This is a genomic window from Oceaniglobus sp. K40-3 (genome assembly GCF_055808395.1).
In genome coordinates, this window is record NZ_CM147868.1 from 1,337,499 (window position 1) to 1,355,802 (window position 18,304).

Sequence of the window (18,304 nt, forward strand, 5' to 3'; positions counted from 1 at the left end):
GACATGGTATTTTCGTCTGAATCCTTCCTGTTTCTGTTCCTGCCCCTGTTTCTGGCGGTCTATTACATGACCCCGACCCGGGCAAAATCATATACGATCCTGGCGGGGTCTTACGTGTTTTATGCCTGGTGGCGGGTCGATTTTCTGGGCCTTTTGTTTCTGACCACGGCGTTTGCCTATGTTGTCGGGCAAAAGGTGTCACAGCACCGGCACACCCCACGCGGGCGGGTGTGGCTGGGCATTGGGGTGGTGGGATGTCTGGGCGTTCTGGGCGTGTTCAAATACCTCAACTTTTTCCTTGATAGTTTCGCCGCGCTGGTTGGCACCGATACGGCGGGGCTTGGCATTCATTGGCGCCTTATCCTGCCCATCGGCATTTCGTTTTATGTGTTTCAGGCGCTCAGCTATCTGATTGATGTTCACCGGGGCGATGCCAAAGCCGACGCGCGGTTCGTTGATTTCGCGGCGTTTATCGCGCTGTTTCCGCAACTGATCGCGGGGCCGATCCTGCGCTACAAAGACCTTGAGGATCAATTCAAACAGCGCAGCCATTCCGCCGAGATGTTCGCCGATGGCATGGCGCGGTTCCTGATTGGTCTGGCCAAAAAGGTGCTGCTGGCCGATGCCGTCGCGCCCCTTGCCAACCTGGCCTTTGACAACTCAGGCGATGTTGGCATGGCGTTGGCATGGGCCGGGGCGGTGGCCTATATGTTGCAGCTTTATTTCGATTTTTCGGGATATTCCGACATGGCCATCGGGCTGGGCAAGATGATGGGGTTCAACTTTCTCGAAAACTTCCGCTTTCCCTATATCAGCCGCTCGATCACCGAATTCTGGCGTCGCTGGCATATTTCCCTGTCCAACTGGCTGCGTGATTATCTGTATATTTCGCTGGGCGGCAACCGTAAGGGGGCGCTGCGCACCTATGGCAATCTGATGACGGTGATGGTGTTGGGCGGGCTGTGGCACGGTGCGAACTGGACCTTCGCTTTGTGGGGGCTGTGGCATGGCGGATTGTTGGCGATCGAGCGGGCCACGGGCCATGACCGGCGCGCCGCCAGCCTGCCCTGGGCGCTGCCGCTGACGTTGCTGTGTGTGCTGATCGGCTGGGTGATGTTCCGGGCCGAACATGTGGGGCAGGGATTTGAGATTTACGCCGCCATGCTGGGCCTGCACGGGTGGCTGGGCGACCCGGCCCTGTGGCTGTCGGTAACACGCGAAAGTCTGGCGTTCACCTGTCTGGCCGCCGCCATCTGTGTGCTGGAGCCGCGCGCCTGGTCGCTGTTTGAGCGGCGCGACGATGTTGGCATCCGCCCCGATGGCACCGCCGCGCTGCCACTGGTGCAGGGGGCCGTGTCCATGGGCCTTGTCATGCTGGGGGCGTTCACGGTGATGAAACTGGCCGAGCAGAACTTTTCACCTTTCCTGTATTTCCAATTCTAAGGGCCGATGCGATGATGTTTCCCGCCCCCTCTCTTGCGCTCAAGCTGACCGTCCCGGTTGCCTTTTTCGGCTATGCGGTGATCGCCAATCTGGCGCTGTTCACCGTTCCCGGTGTCCGTTTGCCGGGGTTCGATGGGTTGCTGAATGGCAAGGTTACCCATGCCATTGACGGGCTGTACCGTGATAACCTGCCCCACAAGGCACCCTCGATCGGGCTGATCGGCGCGGCACGATACGAACTGTTGAACGAGGGCCGTTCCGGCGTGGTGGTGGGGGACACAGGGCATCTGTTCACCGCCGAGGAATTCCGCCCGGTTGATGCGGCCGCCTATGGTGTCGCGCTGGACAAGATCGAACAGACCGCCGCAGGGCTGCGCGCCGAGGGCGTGCACCTGGTCGTGGTGCCGGTTCCGGCCAAGGTTGATCTGCTGCGTGATGACGCCGGGGATGCTACGGTGTCCGGGGCTTTGGCGGTGCTCTACGATCAATTCAGGGCAGAAATGGCAGCGCGTGGCATTGCCGCCGTCGATACCCGGCCCGCACTTGCCGCATTGCCGGCCCCGTTTTTGGCAACCGATACCCATTGGACGCCTGAAGGCGCGCGCGCTGTCGCCAAACGTATCGCTGACAGCGGGTTGGTTGCCCGGGGCAATGACGCATTCACGGTACAGACCGGCGTGCAAACGTCCTTTGCCGGTGATCTGGTGACATACATCACATCCGATACTCTTGCGCCGATTCTGGGTTTGGGACGTGAAAGCGTCACCCCTTATACCGCCACGGTTCAGGCGGCTGAAACGGGGCTGGTTGATTTGTTTGGCGGCGGGGGCGGCGGCGTTGATCTGGTTGGCACGTCCTATTCCGCCAACCCGAACTGGAGCTTTGCCGAGGCGCTGAAACTGGCCCTGCACCGCGATGTCATCAACCACGCAGAAGAGGGGCAGGGGCCGTTTGAACCGATGGCAACCTATCTGGCGGCACTTGATCCGCTGGCCCTGCCGGAAACGGTGATCTGGGAAATCCCCATCCGCTATCTTACCGACCCCGATCTGGCAAAGGGCAAGGGCGTGGAATGATGCGTTTGGCCAAAATTGGCGGGGTGTTGGCCGTGCCGCTGATCGTGGTTTTGCTGATGGCGGGGCCGCTGATGGCGCAATCTGCACCGCCGATGTTGCTGGATCTGACCGGCCTTGGCACCTATGACAGCACGGCGCGCCGCCGCGCCGTCATCCTGACCCCGGGCGTGCGCAGCGGGCGTGATCTCAAGACACGCGAACTGCGGGTTGCCCGTGAACGGATGGTCAATGGGCAGCCGGTCGAGACAGACACCCTGCGCGCCCTTGCCGATGCGGGTGACGGCGTTGCCGCCCTGCGCCTGATCAGGCAGCTTGAAACCGAAGGGCACGTCGTCGCCCCCGAAAATCTGGCGCATTATTACGGCCTTGCCGCCTCGACGGGCCGGGTTGCCGGGCTGATTGGCCTGGTGCGGACGCTGGAGCAGGTTGATCCGGCCCAAACCAGCCCGGCGCGTTTGGATTTGTTGAAAAATATCGTTCTGGCCTATGCCCGCGTCGGCAATTCGGTGGCCTCGGCTGCGATGATGAGGTTTCATCTGGCAAAGCGCCCCTTTGGGGCGATGCCGGATGAGATTGCCGCGCTGGCATCCGGCAGCCACGGCATCGGCAACGCGGTGATCGCGCTTCGGCTGGCGGGGGATCTGATTCAGACGGGGTGGGATGATCCGGCGGTTCTGGTTCAGGCGCGCGGGTATCTGACCAGCGCGCGCAAATCTGATTCCATACGGATCAAACTGATCGCCGGGAATTTTCTGCCGGTGCTTGAGGCGCGCATTCAAACCCTTACCCCCACCGCACAAGGGACAGGGGCGAACGGATGAGAGTGCTTGCAACCATCGCCGCGCTGGCAGCCACCCTGTGTGCCGCACCCGTTTGGGCGCAAAGCGCCTATGGCTGTTCCGGGCTGGAAACCGATGTCGATCTTGAAACCATCGAGGGGCGCGACGGCGTGTTCTTTCGCATGGTATCTGACTTGCGCATGGACCGGCCGTTTTCCGACGCCACGGTGGCCGATCTGGCCGAATTGTCACGGGCGCTGGCCACGCGGGGCACCACATTGGTTTTCGCGCCGATCCCGACCAAGGCCGTGACCATGGCCCAATTCCTGCCCGATCGCGCGAGGCTGATGGGGTTTGACCTTGCCGTGGCGACGGATGTGCAGCGCGAAATCCTTGACCGCCTGAACGAGGCCGGGGTTGTCACCGTTGATCTGCGGGCGGGAATGTTGAAGGGCGATCCGGGGCGCCACGTCTTTTTCGGGACCGATACCCATTGGAACGCCTACGGGGCCGAGCTGGGCGCCAAGGCGGTGGCAGAGGTGCTGAAGGCGCAGCCGGTTTATGATGTTCTGGCCAAGACCACCTATGAAACCGTTGAAGCCGGTGAAAAGGTGCCGTTTTCGGGGATGCGCCGCATTCTTCAGCGCCGCTGCAAGGAAACCCTGCCCGAACCCACCACCATGACCTATGACACCCGTGTCGCGGCCACTGGCACCAAGGTGGCCGGGGGTGCGCTTGATATCGGGCTGGGCGATGATGCGCCGCTTGATATCGGGTTGGGCGATGAGCCGGCACTGGACATCGGGCTGGATGATGCGCCGGTGCTGGATATCGGTCTTGACGACGACACGCTCGTGGACATCGGGCTTGACGATGACACGCCTGACACCGGCCCGGACGGCGAGGCACCCGCGCCGCGCGACCCCGCCGATGTTCTGCCCGTCGCGATGGCGGGAACATCCTTTACCAACCTTGCGGTCAGCAATTTTCCAGGGTTCGTGGCACAGCATGCGGGCCTTGAGGTTGTGAATTACGCCATCACCGGCGGTGGCCAGTATGGCGCGATCACATCCTATCTGACGTCAGATGATTTTCAGAAAGCGCCGCCTGCGTTTCTGGTGTGGGAAAACCCGATCTATGCCAATCTGGCACAAACCGGCGATGGCGAAATGCGCGAACTGATCGCGGCGGCCGCCGGGCTTTGCACCATTGCGGTGCCGGTTGAGGTGGATGACGACCGGCTTGGCCTGACCGCGACCTTGCCTGCGGGCCTTGGGGCAGGGCATACATTGCTGCTTGATACCACCAGCGCGGCGACATCAGCCGCAACATTCCGCTTTGCCAATGATGCGGGCCGGATGCGCAGCAAAACAATTCAACGGGGCAAGCGTCTGCGCCTGAATGGTCGGTTTTATATGCCGCTGACCGGGTTGTGGCCCGGTGGGGCCACCAGTGTTGCCATCACTGTTCCTGTTCCACTGGGCGACGCGCCCACGATTTTTGCCTGCCCCCTGAACCAAAAATATAAAGGATTGAACCATGATCGACCGACGCAGTTTTATCGTTTCGGGCCTTGCCATCATTTCCGGCACTGCCGCGTTTGCCGCTGGCGATGCGGGCCTCTATCAGGATGTATTCGACCCGCAATCCAGCTTTATCCGCGTTCTCGCCCCCGGTCAGACATTTGCCGCCGTGGGTGGCACCCGGCTGAGTGACTTTACCGGCGGTCTTTCGTCCTATGTCAACGTGATGCCCGGGGTTGTTTCCGTCACCCACATGGGCGGCGCGGCTGATCTGACGGTGGCGCCCAGCACCCATTATACCGTGGTATTGCGCGATGGTGCTGCGCCTCTGGTTTTGGTGGATGATCTGAAACTGAACCCGGCAAAGGCCGATGTGTCGCTGTATAACCTGAGCAATCGCGACGGCGTTGATCTTTTTGTGCCCGCCGCCCGTGCGCTGGCGCTTCAGGCGGTGCCTGTTTCGGGGTCAAAATCGGTGGCCCTCAAGGCGCCGCTGACCCTCGATTTTGATTTCCGGGTGGGCGATGAAACCCTTGCCTCGGTGGCGGGGGTCGAATTGAAACGCCGTGGTGGCGTGTCGGTTGTGTTGACCGGTGCCGATCAGGCGCTTGCCGCCGTGGCGGTGCCAAACACCTATACGGCGTAACCCGTGATGACCGAAGGCCCACATCAATCGCCCCCCACCCGGCGGCTGTCGGGCCTTCGGTGCGTGTTGGCGTCACTGTTCGCGCTGTCTGTTGGCGGCGCGGCGCAGGCGCAAAACACGCTTGATCTGGCGTTCCGCCCCCGCGATCACCACCGCGCCGATCTGTGTTTCTCCGCCAACCGATGATGAAACGACCGATTTCTGGGGGCAATGGGATGGGCGCGTGTTGCCCGACCGCCCCATGCGCAGCATCCGGCGCGATATGAACCGGCTGACCCAGATCGACGGCATCCGCTGGTTTGACACCACGGCGCGGGCCATGGACCTGTTGGAAAAGGCCGACCCGGCGTTCGTGGGGGAAACCGCCCTTGTCATGCGGATCACGGCGCTGGACGCGGCGGGCAAGTTTGATGACCTGACCAAAAGCGGTCTGGTGCCGGAACTGGCCAAACTGATCGACGTGATGAAACCCGCGTCAAAGCTGGTGCTGTCGCGCTATCTGCGCAGCGGAATCGGGATTGCGGCGGATCCCGTGCTGGCCGACCGCCTGTTGACCGATGCGGGGTTTTCGGGCGAACCCAAGGCCCTGTTGGCGCTGGCGGCGTTGCAACTGGCCGACAAGGCGCCGGCGGATTGGGTTGTTCCGCTGGAATTGTCCGTCACCACCGCGTTCAGCAACATGGTGGGCGAGCTGGACCCGCAGATTTGCCAACGCACCACCCGGATCGCCACCCAATACAGGTTTGGCCGGATCGTGACCGCCGATGCGCAACTGGCCCATGACTGGTATCGCTTTTCCGCCGATCTGGGCAGCGGCCATGCGGCATGGAAGGTGTTTGAATACCATATCCGCGCCGAAGGGTTCGAGAAATCCAACGACATCCTGCTGCGCTATCTGGAAAAGGCGGCGGCGGCTGAATTGTCTTATGCACAGATCGAACTGGCCCGCGTTCTGGAACGGGGCGCGCTGGCCCCCGAGGATCAGGCCCGTGCGTTTGATCTTTATCGCGCGGCGTCGCTGTCGGGTGATCTGCGCGGTCTTTCCCAGTTTGCGTTGTTCCTGCGCCGCCATGAAACGGCCATCCCCGCCTATCGCGCGATGCGGATCGCCACCCTGCGTGAACTTGTCACCCGCAACGATGCGCCGGGCTGGGCGTTTTCCCAACTGGCCGAAACAATGCTAGAGGATCAGGGCCGCTGGGCCGGGGTGCCGGATGCGCGGGTGTTGCTGGAACAGGCGGTGGAGCGGGGCAATCTTGACGGCCATGTCCTGTTGGCGCGCCTGATACTGGCCGACAACCCCGACGTGACCAAGGTTGATCGCGCGGTCGATCTGTTGGCGCGCGTGGTCACGGACCGGGGCGGGGCGCAGCCGATGATCATGATCCGCAGCGCCCATGTGTGCCGGGCCGATACCCCCCGACCGCGCCGCAGCCGATTATTGGCTGGGGCAGAAACTGGCGATTGGCGTGTCGGATTCCGCCGAGGAATACGGGCCGCTTCTTGGGTTGCGGATGGAAACCGATTGGCCCCGGATCGCGGAAATTCAATCCTTCGCGCTCAGCGGATCGCCCGATGGTCTGGCCATGTGGCGCCGTCTGATCGAAAAGGCCGCCTTTGCCGACGGTGCCATGCGTGATTTCTGGGCGGATTACTTTGAGCACACTGACGCACGGTTGGTGGCGCAGGCGAAACTTGACCTGAGCCTGACCGGCGATCCTGCGGCCCATGACATCATCTATGCCGCCCTGCGCGAACGCCATGCCACCTCTGGCCCCGGATTCGCCGTCTGGTTAAGCCAGCAGTTGATCGAAGAAATGTATGCCCCCGGCGTGCTTGACCGGATCGGCCCCAAGGCCCGCATCAGTGCAGCCGAGGTGCTGGCGGGGTCGTCCGCCCTTGGATATGGGCGCGCGATGTTCGCCTTGGCGGCCCTGTCCACAGACCCGGCGCAGCAACAGGCATTGTTTGATAAATACCACCCGGTGATCGACCGTGACGGTGATTATGCGGCGCAGTTGTTCGCCGCCCGCTATTCGGCCAACCCCGCGTATTACATGACCCGCGCTGCCGGGGTCATGCCCTGCACCTTTGGCGGGGCCATGGAAATGACCGCCTTCAGCGAAGAACTGGGGCAGGTGGGTGGCATCGCCCGGTGGCTGGCGGCGGCTGATGTACTGGCCGTGGAACGGACATCATGGATGATCACGTTGGCCCGCACCTATCTGCGCGGTGGCAACCCCGATAAAATGCCCCGCGCCCTTGATCTGTTGCAACAGGCCAGCGCCCGGGGCGATACCCGCGCAGATGGCGAAATCTTCCGCATGATCGTGACCAAAGGCACCCCGGTGTATGACACGGATCGCGCCGCCATCATGATGGCCGAAGCGCTGGATAACGGAGACCTTGACGTGTTGGGCAGTTATCTGGCGGCCCTGCGCGGGGCCGATGCAGACAGCCGCGCGTTGATTGAGGCGCAGTTGGACATGCCGACGCTGTACCGTGTGGCCGCTGAAACCGGTGATCCTGTCGCCATGCGCATTCACGGGCTTGTCCTGCGCGAAAACGCGGTGGCGGGGGGCGATCTGGCCGCTGCCATGGCGTGGCTGGCCCGTGCCGCCGAGGCAGGCGATACCACCGCAATGACCGAATATGGCGAGGCATTGGCCTTTGGCATTGGTGTCACCGCAGATCGGGAACAGGCCCTTGGCTGGTTGCAACGCGCCGCGGCCCAGGGCAGCGACAAGGCCCGCGAAATCACCCGCCTTGTCGGGTTAAGCAACGGAGCCAGTCAGTGATGTTGAAACCCGCCCTGTCGGCCCTGTGCCTGTCATTCGCCTTGGCCGGGCCTGTCGCCGCCGGATGTTTCGCCGCGACCGAACCGGTTGTCGCGCTGGATTACGGCAGCCGCTATGTGGCGGATGATCCGTCCCGTTCGATCATCGACGATGACAGCAACGCCGAGGTAAACGCGGCACTGGCCCCGGTGGATGATTTCATCCGCGATCTGGCGCGCGCCGCCAATACGGTGACGCGGGGCGGGGCCGCTGAAACGGATCTGGCCAATTGCGTGGTTGCGCGCCTTGCGGCCTGGGCCTGGGCCGATGCCCTGTCCGATCTGGGCAGCCTGACGGCGCAGCTTTCGGTTGGCGGGCGTCTTGCCGGGATCGCCGAAGCCTATCGTCAGGTGCGCCCCTATGCCGAAACCAACCACCGCACCGCCGCGATTGAGCGGTGGCTGACCAAACGCGCGGGTGAACAGATTGATTTCTGGGAAAAGGATGCAACCCACGGCGCGCGGCGTGGCAATCTGCGGGCCTGGGCCAGTCTGGCGATTTTCCTGACCGGCGATCTGACCGGGGATGATGCGGCGCGGTACTGGGCTTTTGCCTCGGTCGCGCGGATATTGTGCAGCGCCCGCGACGACGGCAGCCTGCCCCAGGAAACCCGGCGCGGTAAATGGGGGCTGCATTATCAGTTTCACGCCATCGCCCCCCTTGTCACGATCATAGCGCTCGCGTCTGATGATGGCCCCACCTTGGCCGGCATCTGCAACGGCGCATTGCCCCGGGTGGTCGTCTATGCGTTGGAGGATTACGCAGCCGGTGGCACGCGCACGGCGCAATATTCCGGGCAGGTGCAAACCTATTTCGACGGCACCCAGAAACTGGAGCCGCACGCGCTGGCGTGGTTGCCCGCCTATCTGACGTTGTTTCCCGACGATCAGGCCGCACAGGGGGCGGCGCAGGGCGTGGCGCTGGTCAATTCAAAGCTGGGCGGCGATCAGCGCCTGTTGTGGGAACGGACCGGGGGTTAGGACACCTGCGACGGGTCGCTGCGATCCAGAAACGCGCGGGCTGCCGCTTCGAATTCGCGGGGCTTTTCGGCGTGGAGCCAATGCCCGACCCCGGGGATTTTCGCGAACCGTGCGGCGGGAAAATATTCGCGGATGCGGGCGCGGTGTTCGGGCAGAACGTAATCGGAAAGCGCGCCGGTCAGAAACAGGGTTTGCCCGGTGTATTGCCCTGTCATGGCGGGCCAGCCGATGATCTTGTCCATTTCCGCCGCCAGAACATCAAGGTTCAGGCGCCATTTTTGCGCGGCCACATCAAGGGATTGCAGCAAAAAGGCCCGCACGCCGGAGTCGGGAATGGCGGGGGCAAGGGCGGCCTCGGCCTCGCCCCGGGTTTTGACGGTGGACAGATCAAGCCCGCGCATCGCCTGGATCAGGGGCATCTGGGTGTGGGAATATCCCACCGGGGCAATATCGGCCACGATCAACCGGCGCACCAGATCGGGGCGGGACAGCGCCAGAACCATCGCCGCCTTGCCCCCCATGGAATGGCCCAAGACATCACAAGGCCCGTCGATCACCGCACTTAGATCATCGGCAAGATCGGCATAGGAATGGGAATTCTGCCAAGGGGATTGCCCATGGTTGCGCATGTCCACCACCCGCACCAGCCGGGAATCCGACAGGCGTTTGGCAATAACGCCCCAGTTGCGGGCCGATCCGAACAACCCATGGACGATCAGAAGGGGGGCGTGCGGTTGGTGTTCCGTGGGTGATGACATTCAGCATACTTGCCTTTTAGCGCAGGATAAATTTGCAGGCCACAAGGGATTGAGCGAATCTGGCCAGGGGGTAATTCAACCCCGAGCGGGGGACGATATGACACCACAGCAACAGGCGCAGGACATCGCCGATCTGATCGGATCGCGGTTGGGCATTGGCGGTCAGGGTCTTGCCCAAAAGGTGAAAAAGGCAGGCCGCCTGCTGCCCCGCCGTATCCGCCGCGAGGCCGACACCCTGATCGAGGCAGAGGCGCTGTCGGCGCATCCCAAGCTCGCCCGCCGGATCGACGTCACATTGCAAACGCGGGCCTATCGCGATTGCAAACGTTTTCTGGAAAAGATCGACGGGTCAGAGCGGATCGTGCGGTTTGCCCTTGGCGTGGTCACCGTGAATGCGTTCAACGTTCTGGCAGTGGCAGCGGTGCTGATCGCGGTGCTGGTGTGGCGCGGGTATCTGTAGGGCGCATGGGGCAAAAAAGGGGCCAAAGCCCCCTTTTTCCAGCGTCGTCAGATAAGTCTTACAGATCAGAATAGATCGGGAATCGGGCGCAGAGAGCCTCGACCTCGGCTTTCACCTTGGCCTCGATGGCGGCGTTGCCCTCTTCGCCATTGGCGGCAAGGCCATCGACGACCTCGACAATCCAACCGGCGATCTGGGTGAATTCCGGTGTGCCGAACCCGCGCGTGGTGCCCGCAGGAGAGCCGAGCCGGATGCCGCTGGTTATTGTCGGTTTTTCGTCGTCAAACGGGATGCCGTTCTTGTTGCAGGTGATATTGGCCCGTCCCAGCGCCTTTTCGGTGGCGTTGCCTTTCACCCCCTTGGGGCGCAGATCGACCAGCACGACATGGGTGTCGGTGCCGCCGGTGACAATGTCCAGCCCGCCTTCGATCAGCTGCGCGGCCAGGGTTTTGGCATTGGCGATCACCTGTTGCTGATAGGTTTTGAAATCGGGGCGCAATGCCTCGCCGAACGCCACCGCCTTGCCTGCGATCACATGCATCAGGGGGCCGCCCTGGATGCCGGGGAAGATGGCCGAGTTGAATTTCTTGGCCAAAGCCTCGTCATTGGTCAGGATCATCCCGCCGCGCGGGCCGCGCAGGGTTTTGTGGGTGGTTGTTGTGGCCACATGGGCGTGGGGAAAGGGCGAGGGGTGTTCGCCCGCCGCAACAAGACCGGCGAAATGCGCCATGTCGACCAACAGATATGCGCCCACCATATCGGCAATCGCGCGCATCCGGGCGAAATCCACCTGGCGGGGAATGGCCGAACCGCCCGCGATGATCATCTTTGGCTGATGTTCTTTGGCCAAGGCCTCGACCTGATCGTAATCCAGTTCGAGCGTGTCGCGCCGCACGCCGTATTGCACGGCGTTGAACCATTTGCCCGATTGGTTGGGCCGTGCGCCGTGGGTCAGGTGGCCCCCCGCATCCAGCGACATGCCAAGGATCGTATCACCGGGCTGCAACAGGGCGGTGAACACCCCCTGATTGGCCTGCGAACCGGAATTCGGCTGCACATTGGCAAAGCTGCACCCGAACAATTCGCAGGCGCGCGAAATCGCCAGATCCTCGGCGACATCAACGTGTTCACAGCCGCCGTAATACCGCCGCCCGGGGTAACCTTCGGCGTATTTGTTGGTCAGGACGCTGCCCTGGGCCTGCATCACCGCGCGGCTGACGATGTTTTCGCTGGCGATCAGCTCGATCTCGGTCTGTTGGCGGTGCAGTTCCTTGCCGATGGTGCCGAAAATCTCGGGGTCGCGGCTGGCCAGATCTTCGCTGAAGAAACCGTTGTCTTTGTGGGGGGCGTTCATGGGGCGTCTCCTGGGGCTGTGTTGGCGGCGGTATAGGCCAAGGCGCGCGCCCGAGAAAGCCCGCATTGCGACGAAACCGCGTGGGATCGCGGCAATCCGTTGCCCATGGTGGACTTGTGTTTCCTCAATCGGTCGGCCACGCTGCGGTTCGGGACAACGGAGTAAGATATGCGCGCGATTGCTTTTGCCGCCAGCACGGCCCCCATTGCGCAAGAGGCCGCTGTGCGGTTGCGCGCCCGATATGGCGATGTTGCGCCAGAAGCGGCGGATGTGATCGTGGCGCTGGGGGGCGACGGGTTCATGTTGCAGACGCTGCATGGCAACCGGGTGCTGGATGTGCCGGTTTATGGGATGAACCGGGGCACCATCGGGTTTCTGATGAACGAATATTCCGAAGATGATCTGCCCGACCGTTTGTCCGAAGCGGTGGAAGAGGTGATAAACCCGCTGACCATGTCCGCCGTCACCTGCGATGGCACCCACCATAACGCGCTGGCCATCAACGAGGTGGCGCTGTTGCGCGCCGGGCCGCAGGCGGCCAAACTGCGGATCAGCGTCGATGGCCGGATGCGGCTGGATGAATTGGTGTGCGACGGGGCGCTTGTTTCAACGCCTGCCGGGTCCACCGCTTACAACTATTCCGCCCATGGCCCGATTTTGCCCATTGGCGCCGATGTTCTGGCGCTGACGGCCATGGCGGCCTTTCGGCCCCGGCGCTGGCGCGGGGCGTTGCTTCCGTCCGGGGCGGTGGTGCGGATTGATGTGCTGGACCCGGACAAACGCCCGGTCATGGCCGATGCCGACAGCCGCCAGTCGGTGCGCGATGTGGCCAGCGTCGAAATTCGCAGCGAACGCGCCGTGCGTCACCGGCTGTTGTTCGATCCCGGTCACGGATTGGAAGAACGTCTGATCCGCGAACAATTTGTCTGAAAAGGAGAAGACATGCCATCGTTGAAAACCAACGCCGCCGCCATGGTGGCCGCTGCCCGCGCCCGGATTTCCGAGGTCGAAACCGCCGATGGCATTGCCATGGTGGATGACCCGGATGTGGTGATTGTCGATTTGCGCGACGTGCGCGAACGCCAGCGCAGCGGGTTCATCCCCGGCAGTGTTCACGCGCCGCGCGGGATGATCGAATTCTGGGTCGACCCCGACAGCCCCTATTTCAAAGAGGTGTTCGGCGAGGACAAGAAATTTGTCTTTCACTGCGCCTCTGGCTGGCGCTCGGCCCTGACCGTGGCCACCTTGCAGGACATGGGGTTTGACGCCGCCCACCTGAAAGACGGCTTTTCCGGCTGGCAGAAGGCTGGCGGCCCGGTCGAGCAGGTCGACAAAGACTGACCCGATCGTGGCGTGAAAGCGAAAGGAACCCGCTATGAATATCGCCAAAATCTGCGCTGTCGCCATGGTTTGCGGCGCAACCGCCGTTGCAGGTCACGCAATGGGCAGCAAGCAAGCGCCGCCCACGGGCATCAGTTGCGAGGTTCTGGCCACGTCCAATGATGGCGCAACACTTTATGAAGGCCGGGTGATGGCGCAAAGCGATGTCAGTGGCCGCTATACCCTTCAGGTCAAACGCTCGGGGGGTGGGGTCAGCATGTCCTCGACCTCGTCCGGGGATTTTGCTGCAAAAGCGGGCAAGGTGGCTGTCGTTGCCCATTCAAAACAATCGGGCGACCCGGACGGGGCCTCGATCACCATGACCATCACCATTGACGGCGGCTCGCTTGATTGTCCGGTTGTGTCCGGCACAGCGACCTAGCCCTTGGCGGGATAGCCCAATTCCCCAAGGCTGACGGTGATTTCATCAAGGATCGCCGGGTCGTCGATGGTGGCGGGCATCTTGAAGGGTTCGCCATCGGCAATCTTGGCGATGGTCGCGCGTAAAATCTTGCCCGACCTTGTTTTCGGCAGACGTTCCACCACCTTGACCAGCCGAAACGCCGCCACCGGGCCGATCTGATCGCGCACCAGTTGGATGCATTCCTGTTCGATCTCGGCGTGGGATTTCGCCACCCCTTTGGGCAAACAGATCAACCCCATGGCCAATTGCCCTTTCAGCGGGTCGGCCACCCCCAGAACGGCACATTCCGCCACATCCGGGTGGCTGGCCAACACTTCCTCCATGGCGCCGGTTGACAGGCGGTGCCCGGCGACGTTGATCACATCATCGGTGCGGGCCATGATGTAAAGGTATCCGTCGTCGTCGATATAACCCGCATCGCCGGTTTCATAATACCCCGGGAAATGGTCAAGGTATGCCTTGCGAAACCGGTCTTCGGCGTTCCACAGGGTGGGCAGGGTGCCCGGCGGCAGGGGCAGTTTGATGGCGATGGCGCCAAGGGTGCCGGGGGGCAGTTCGTGCCCTGCCTCGTCAAGGATATGCATTTCATAGCCGGGCATCGGCACCGTGGGTGAACCGACCTTCACCGGCAAGGGTTCGATCCCCATGGGATTGCCGACGATGGTATATCCGGTTTCGGTTTGCCACCAATGGTCGATCACCGGGACATTCAACTGCTGTTCGGCCCAATGCACGGTATCGGGGTCGGCGCGTTCCCCGGCCAGATAAAGAACCCTGAGGCAGGACAGGTCATATTTCTTGAGGAATGTTCCATCCGGGTCTTCGCGGCGGATCGCGCGAAAAGCGGTGGGGGCGGTGAAAAAGCTGCGCACGTTATATTCGGAAATCACCCGCCAATAGGCCCCTGCGTCGGGGGTGCCGATCGGCTTGCCCTCAAACACCACGGTGGTGTTGCCCGCCAACAGCGGTGCATAGCAGATATAGCTGTGCCCGACGACCCAGCCCACATCGGAGGCGGCCCAGAACACATCGCCCGGATCGACGTTATAGACGTTCTTCATCGTCCAGTGTAGCGCCACCATATGCCCCGCCGTGGGGCGCACCACGCCTTTTGGCTGGCCGGTGGTGCCAGAGGTATAGAGGATATAGGCCGGGTGGCTGCCTTCAACCGGCAGACAATCGGCGGGGGCGGCGCCTTCCTGCATCTCGTGCCAGTCGAAATCGCGCCCCCCGGTCAGATCGGCGCGCTGTTGATCGCGCTGAAAGATCACGCAGAAATCGGGTTTGTGCGCGGCGATGGCAATCGCCCCGTCCAGCAGGGGTTTATAGGGCACAACGCGCCCGGGTTCGATCCCGCATGATCCGGCGATCACCGCCTTTGGGGTGGCATCGTCGATCCGGGTGGCCAGTTCGTTGGCGGCAAAGCCGCCAAACACCACCGAATGCACCGCCCCGATCCGGGTGCAGGCCAACATCGCCACAAGGGCTTCGGGGACCATGGGCATATAGATGATGACCCGGTCGCCCTTTTCCACGCCTTTGGCCGCCAGCGCCCCGGCAAGGCGCGCGGTCTGGTGTTGCAGTTCTGCAAATGTGGTGACGGATTTCGATCCGGTGACCGGGCTGTCCCAAATGATTGCGGGCTGATCGCCCCGCCCGGCGTTCACATGGCGGTCAACCGCGTTGAAACAGGTGTTGCCCATGGCATCGGTGAACCATTCAAAAAGCGGCGCCTGGGTGTCGTTCAGGGCGCGGCTGGGCGGGACATCCCAATCAATGGCCTGGGCCTGCTCCATCCAGAATGCTTCGGGGTCGGTTTTCCAACCCTCGTAAATCTCGCGATATCCCATGGTGCGTTGCCTCCCGTTCGTACCTTGCAAAGTCATACGCCGATGCTGCGCGATGGGGCAAGGTTTGCGATGTCGCGCCGTGTTTCGGCGTGCACCGGGCGGTTCGTTTTCGACATCGAGGTCGAATTCAGACGCGCAGGCCGGTTGGTTTTGCGGCATGCCGGGAAACAGGCATACGGCACAGGGCCGGGCCAGCATCAAGGATCCGTTGCCATGGGCGACAAAAACCCGAAGAAAAAGTTGAAACAACCGGCCAAACCGGGCGCCAAGCCCGAGCCGATGGCCGCCCCCGTGGCGGCAGCCGTCAAAAAGCAACCGCCCCGCAAATAGGAGACACCAAGGGCGCAGCGGCCTGCCGCCCGTTCACCGGGCGGCAGGCCGTTTTCAGTTGTTGGGGCGCGGCTAGCCGTAGTGTGCCACCGGCGTGCCGGCCAGCGCGCTCATGTTCAGCAGGCCGCGTGCGGTGATCGACGGGGTCACGATATGGGCGCGGTTGCCCATGCCCATCAGGATCGGCCCCACTTCCAGCCCGCCGCCCTTGAGCTTGAGGATGTTGCGCACACCAGAGGCGGCATCGGTATTGGCAAAGACCAGCACATTCGCGGCCCCCGCAAACCGGCTGTTGGGATAGATCCGTTCCCGCAGGTCCGCATCAAGGGCGGCATCGGCGTGCATTTCACCCTCATAGTCAAAATCGCGCGGCTGGGAATCGAGGATCGCCAGCGCGGCGCGCATTCTGACGCCGGTGTCACAATCGAGGTTGCCGAACTGCGAATGGGAACACAGCGCGATCTTGGGCACCACGCCAAAGCGGCGCACATGGCGCGCGGCCCCGATCACCGTTTCCGCGATCTGTTCGGGGCTGGGCGATGAATGCACCTGGGTATCGGCCACAAACAGCGGCCCGTCTTCGAGAATCATCAGCGACAGCGCCGCGACAGGGTGCAGTTGGGGCGTTCCCAGAACCTGTTCGATATAGTTCAGATGCCACAGGAATTGCCCGAAGGTGCCACAGATCAGCGAATCGGCCTCTTCGCGGTGGACCATGACGGCGCCAATGGCCGTGGTGTTGGTGCGCATGATCGCCTTGGCCAGGTCCGGGGTCACGCCCTTGCGTTGCATGATTTCGTGATAGGTGCCCCAATAGTCGCGATAGCGGGGGTCATTTTCCGGGTTTACGATTTCAAAATCACGCCCGGGGCGAATGGCCAGACCGGCCCGTTCCGCCCGGCTTTCGATCACGTCGGGGCGACCGATCAGGATCGGTTTGTCGGTGGTATCCTCCAACATGGCCGAGGCGGCGCGCAGCACCCGTTCATCTTCGCCCTCGGCAAAGACGATGCGCCGTTCAGCGGTTGCCGCGGCTTCGAACACCGGGCGCATGATCATGGCGGATTTGAACACCGAACCGTCCAGCTTTGCCTTGTAGGCGGCCAAATCTTCGATCGGGCGCGATGCCACACCGGTTTCCATCGCGGCCCGCGCCACGGCGCTGGCCACCACGCCCATCAGGCGCGGATCAAAGGGTTTGGGGATCAGGTAATCGGCGCCAAAGGTCATCTGTTCGCCCTGATAGGCGGCGGCGGCCTCGGCGCTGGTGGTCTTGCGCGCCAGTTCGGCGATGCCTTCCACGCAAGCGATTTTCATTTCGTCGTTGATCTCGGTTGCGCCGACATCCAGCGCACCGCGAAAGATGAACGGGAAACACAACACGTTATTCACCTGATTGGGATAATCGCTGCGCCCGGTGGCGATCAGGGCGCCGGGCGCGACCTTGCGGGCGACATCGGGGTCGATTTCGGGGTTGGGGTTGGCCAGCGCGAAAATCACCGGGTCGGTGGCCATTTTCGCCACCATATCCTGTTTCAGAACCCCGGGGCCGGACAGGCCCAGAAACAGATCGGCGCCATCAATAACGTCGCCCAGCGTACGCGGTCCGCCCGGTTGGGCATAGGCGGCCTTTTGTTCGGTCATGTCCTCGGTGCGGCCCTCATAGACCAGCCCGGCCAGATCGCACAAAAACACGTTTTCCCGCTTTACGCCCAGCTTCAGCAACATGTTGAGACAGGCAATACCCGCCGCGCCGCCGCCGGTGCTGACCACTTTGATGTCTTCAAATTTCTTGCCCGCCACACGCAGGGCATTCGTTGCCGCCGCGCCCACAACAATGGCGGTGCCGTGCTGATCGTCGTGGAACACCGGAATGTTCATCCGCTCACGGCAGATTTTTTCAACGATGAAACAATCGGGGGCCTTGATGTCTTCCAGGTTGATTGCGCCAAAGGTCGGTTCCAGCGCGCAGACAATATCGGCGAGCTTCTCGGGGTCGCTTTCGTTCAGCTCGATATCGAAACAATCAATGTTGGCGAATTTCTTGAACAGAACCGCCTTGCCCTCCATCACCGGTTTGCTGGCCAGCGCCCCGATGTTGCCCAGCCCCAGAACTGCGGTGCCGTTGGTGACCACTGCCACCAGATTCCCGCGCGAGGTGTAATCGCTGGCGGTTCCCGGGTCGGATTTGATTTCAAGGCAGGCTTCGGCGACGCCGGGGGAATAGGCGCGCGACAGATCACGCCCGTTGGCAAGCGGCTTGGTGGCGCGGATCTCCAGCTTTCCGGGCTTGGGAAACCGGTGATAATGCAGCGCGGCCTGACGCAGGCTTTCCTTTTTGGCGTCGTCCATGGATGGGCCTTTCCTTGTTGCAACGGGGTTCGTCCATATCCGGCGCTTGGGGCCGACTTGTCAAATGATGAAAGGGGTTGCACTGTCGCGTCGAATTTACAGCAGTTTCAAA

At 62.4% G+C, this 18,304-nt stretch carries 16 protein-coding genes; 12 read left to right on the forward strand and 4 right to left on the reverse strand.

From position 1 onward, the window contains the following. The first annotated feature begins 3 nt into the window (after positions 1 to 3). The 8 genes from AC0L7P_RS06890 to AC0L7P_RS06925 all read left to right on the forward strand — a co-directional run bounded on the left by AC0L7P_RS06890 (position 4) and on the right by AC0L7P_RS06925 (position 9,284). Positions 4 to 1,443 carry an MBOAT family O-acyltransferase gene (locus AC0L7P_RS06890; protein ID WP_473435040.1) on the forward strand — a complete coding sequence of 480 codons (1,440 nt, stop codon included), beginning with the start codon at positions 4 to 6 and terminating at the stop codon, positions 1,441 to 1,443. Positions 1,444 to 1,454: 11 nt separating this feature from the next. Beyond that, a complete protein-coding gene (locus tag AC0L7P_RS06895) occupies positions 1,455 to 2,519 on the forward strand; it encodes an alginate O-acetyltransferase AlgX-related protein (RefSeq protein ID WP_473435041.1) in 1,065 nt (354 codons plus the stop codon). After that, positions 2,519 to 3,340, forward strand: coding sequence for a hypothetical protein (locus tag AC0L7P_RS06900; RefSeq protein ID WP_473435042.1), 822 nt, complete (start codon positions 2,519 to 2,521; stop codon positions 3,338 to 3,340). The genes AC0L7P_RS06895 and AC0L7P_RS06900 overlap by 1 nt, the downstream gene beginning before the upstream one ends. Continuing rightward, positions 3,337 to 5,013, forward strand: coding sequence for an alginate O-acetyltransferase AlgX-related protein (locus AC0L7P_RS06905; protein ID WP_473435043.1), 1,677 nt, complete (start codon positions 3,337 to 3,339; stop codon positions 5,011 to 5,013). Before AC0L7P_RS06900 ends, AC0L7P_RS06905 begins: the two co-directional genes overlap by 4 nt. 460 nt (positions 5,014 to 5,473) lie before the next feature. Continuing rightward, positions 5,474 to 5,653 (forward strand): hypothetical protein, encoded by a 180-nt coding sequence (locus tag AC0L7P_RS06910; RefSeq protein WP_473435044.1) that lies wholly within the window; start codon positions 5,474 to 5,476, stop codon positions 5,651 to 5,653. Then, a complete protein-coding gene (locus tag AC0L7P_RS06915; RefSeq protein WP_473435045.1) occupies positions 5,589 to 7,106 on the forward strand; it encodes a tetratricopeptide repeat protein in 1,518 nt (505 codons plus the stop codon). Before AC0L7P_RS06910 ends, AC0L7P_RS06915 begins: the two co-directional genes overlap by 65 nt. Beyond that, entirely contained in the window at positions 7,054 to 8,265 is a 1,212-nt protein-coding gene (locus AC0L7P_RS06920; protein WP_473435046.1) for an SEL1-like repeat protein, read from the forward strand. The genes AC0L7P_RS06915 and AC0L7P_RS06920 overlap by 53 nt, the downstream gene beginning before the upstream one ends. Continuing rightward, entirely contained in the window at positions 8,265 to 9,284 is a 1,020-nt protein-coding gene (locus AC0L7P_RS06925; protein ID WP_473435415.1) for an alginate lyase family protein, read from the forward strand. Before AC0L7P_RS06920 ends, AC0L7P_RS06925 begins: the two co-directional genes overlap by 1 nt. On the opposite strand, the gene AC0L7P_RS06930 is transcribed toward AC0L7P_RS06925, so the two are convergent. Further along, entirely contained in the window at positions 9,281 to 10,042 is a 762-nt protein-coding gene (locus AC0L7P_RS06930) for an alpha/beta fold hydrolase (protein ID WP_473435047.1), read from the reverse strand. The two genes, AC0L7P_RS06925 and AC0L7P_RS06930, sit on opposite strands and share 4 nt — an antisense overlap. A 97-nt stretch (positions 10,043 to 10,139) precedes the next feature. Between AC0L7P_RS06930 and AC0L7P_RS06935 the strand changes: the two genes are divergently transcribed. After that, positions 10,140 to 10,502, forward strand: a complete 363-nt coding sequence (locus AC0L7P_RS06935) for a hypothetical protein (protein WP_473435048.1) — start codon at positions 10,140 to 10,142, stop codon at positions 10,500 to 10,502. 58 nt (positions 10,503 to 10,560) lie between these two features. Here AC0L7P_RS06935 and glyA read toward each other — a convergent pair whose 3' ends face one another. Beyond that, positions 10,561 to 11,856, reverse strand: coding sequence for a serine hydroxymethyltransferase (gene glyA, locus AC0L7P_RS06940; protein WP_473435049.1), 1,296 nt, complete (start codon positions 11,854 to 11,856; stop codon positions 10,561 to 10,563). A gap of 168 nt (positions 11,857 to 12,024) precedes the next feature. On the opposite strand from glyA, the gene AC0L7P_RS06945 reads away from it, so the two are divergent. From AC0L7P_RS06945 to csgH, 3 genes are read left to right on the forward strand one after another with little or no spacing between them, the layout of a single operon-like run. Continuing rightward, positions 12,025 to 12,786, forward strand: a complete 762-nt coding sequence (locus AC0L7P_RS06945; RefSeq protein ID WP_473435050.1) for an NAD kinase — start codon at positions 12,025 to 12,027, stop codon at positions 12,784 to 12,786. Positions 12,787 to 12,798: 12 nt separating this feature from the next. After that, the gene (locus tag AC0L7P_RS06950) at positions 12,799 to 13,197 is read left to right on the forward strand and encodes a rhodanese-like domain-containing protein (protein ID WP_473435051.1); all 399 of its coding nucleotides are present in this window, start codon (positions 12,799 to 12,801) and stop codon (positions 13,195 to 13,197) included. Positions 13,198 to 13,231: 34 nt separating this feature from the next. Then, a complete protein-coding gene (gene csgH, locus AC0L7P_RS06955; protein WP_473435052.1) occupies positions 13,232 to 13,618 on the forward strand; it encodes a curli-like amyloid fiber formation chaperone CsgH in 387 nt (128 codons plus the stop codon). Here csgH and AC0L7P_RS06960 read toward each other — a convergent pair. Together AC0L7P_RS06960 and AC0L7P_RS06965 are read right to left on the reverse strand one after the other, a co-directional pair. Then, the gene (locus tag AC0L7P_RS06960; protein WP_473435053.1) at positions 13,615 to 15,510 is read right to left on the reverse strand and encodes a propionyl-CoA synthetase; all 1,896 of its coding nucleotides are present in this window, start codon (positions 15,508 to 15,510) and stop codon (positions 13,615 to 13,617) included. The two genes, csgH and AC0L7P_RS06960, sit on opposite strands and share 4 nt — an antisense overlap. Before the next feature lie 402 nt (positions 15,511 to 15,912). Further along, positions 15,913 to 18,192, reverse strand: a complete 2,280-nt coding sequence (locus tag AC0L7P_RS06965; RefSeq protein WP_473435054.1) for an NADP-dependent malic enzyme — start codon at positions 18,190 to 18,192, stop codon at positions 15,913 to 15,915. Positions 18,193 to 18,304: the final 112 nt, after the last annotated feature.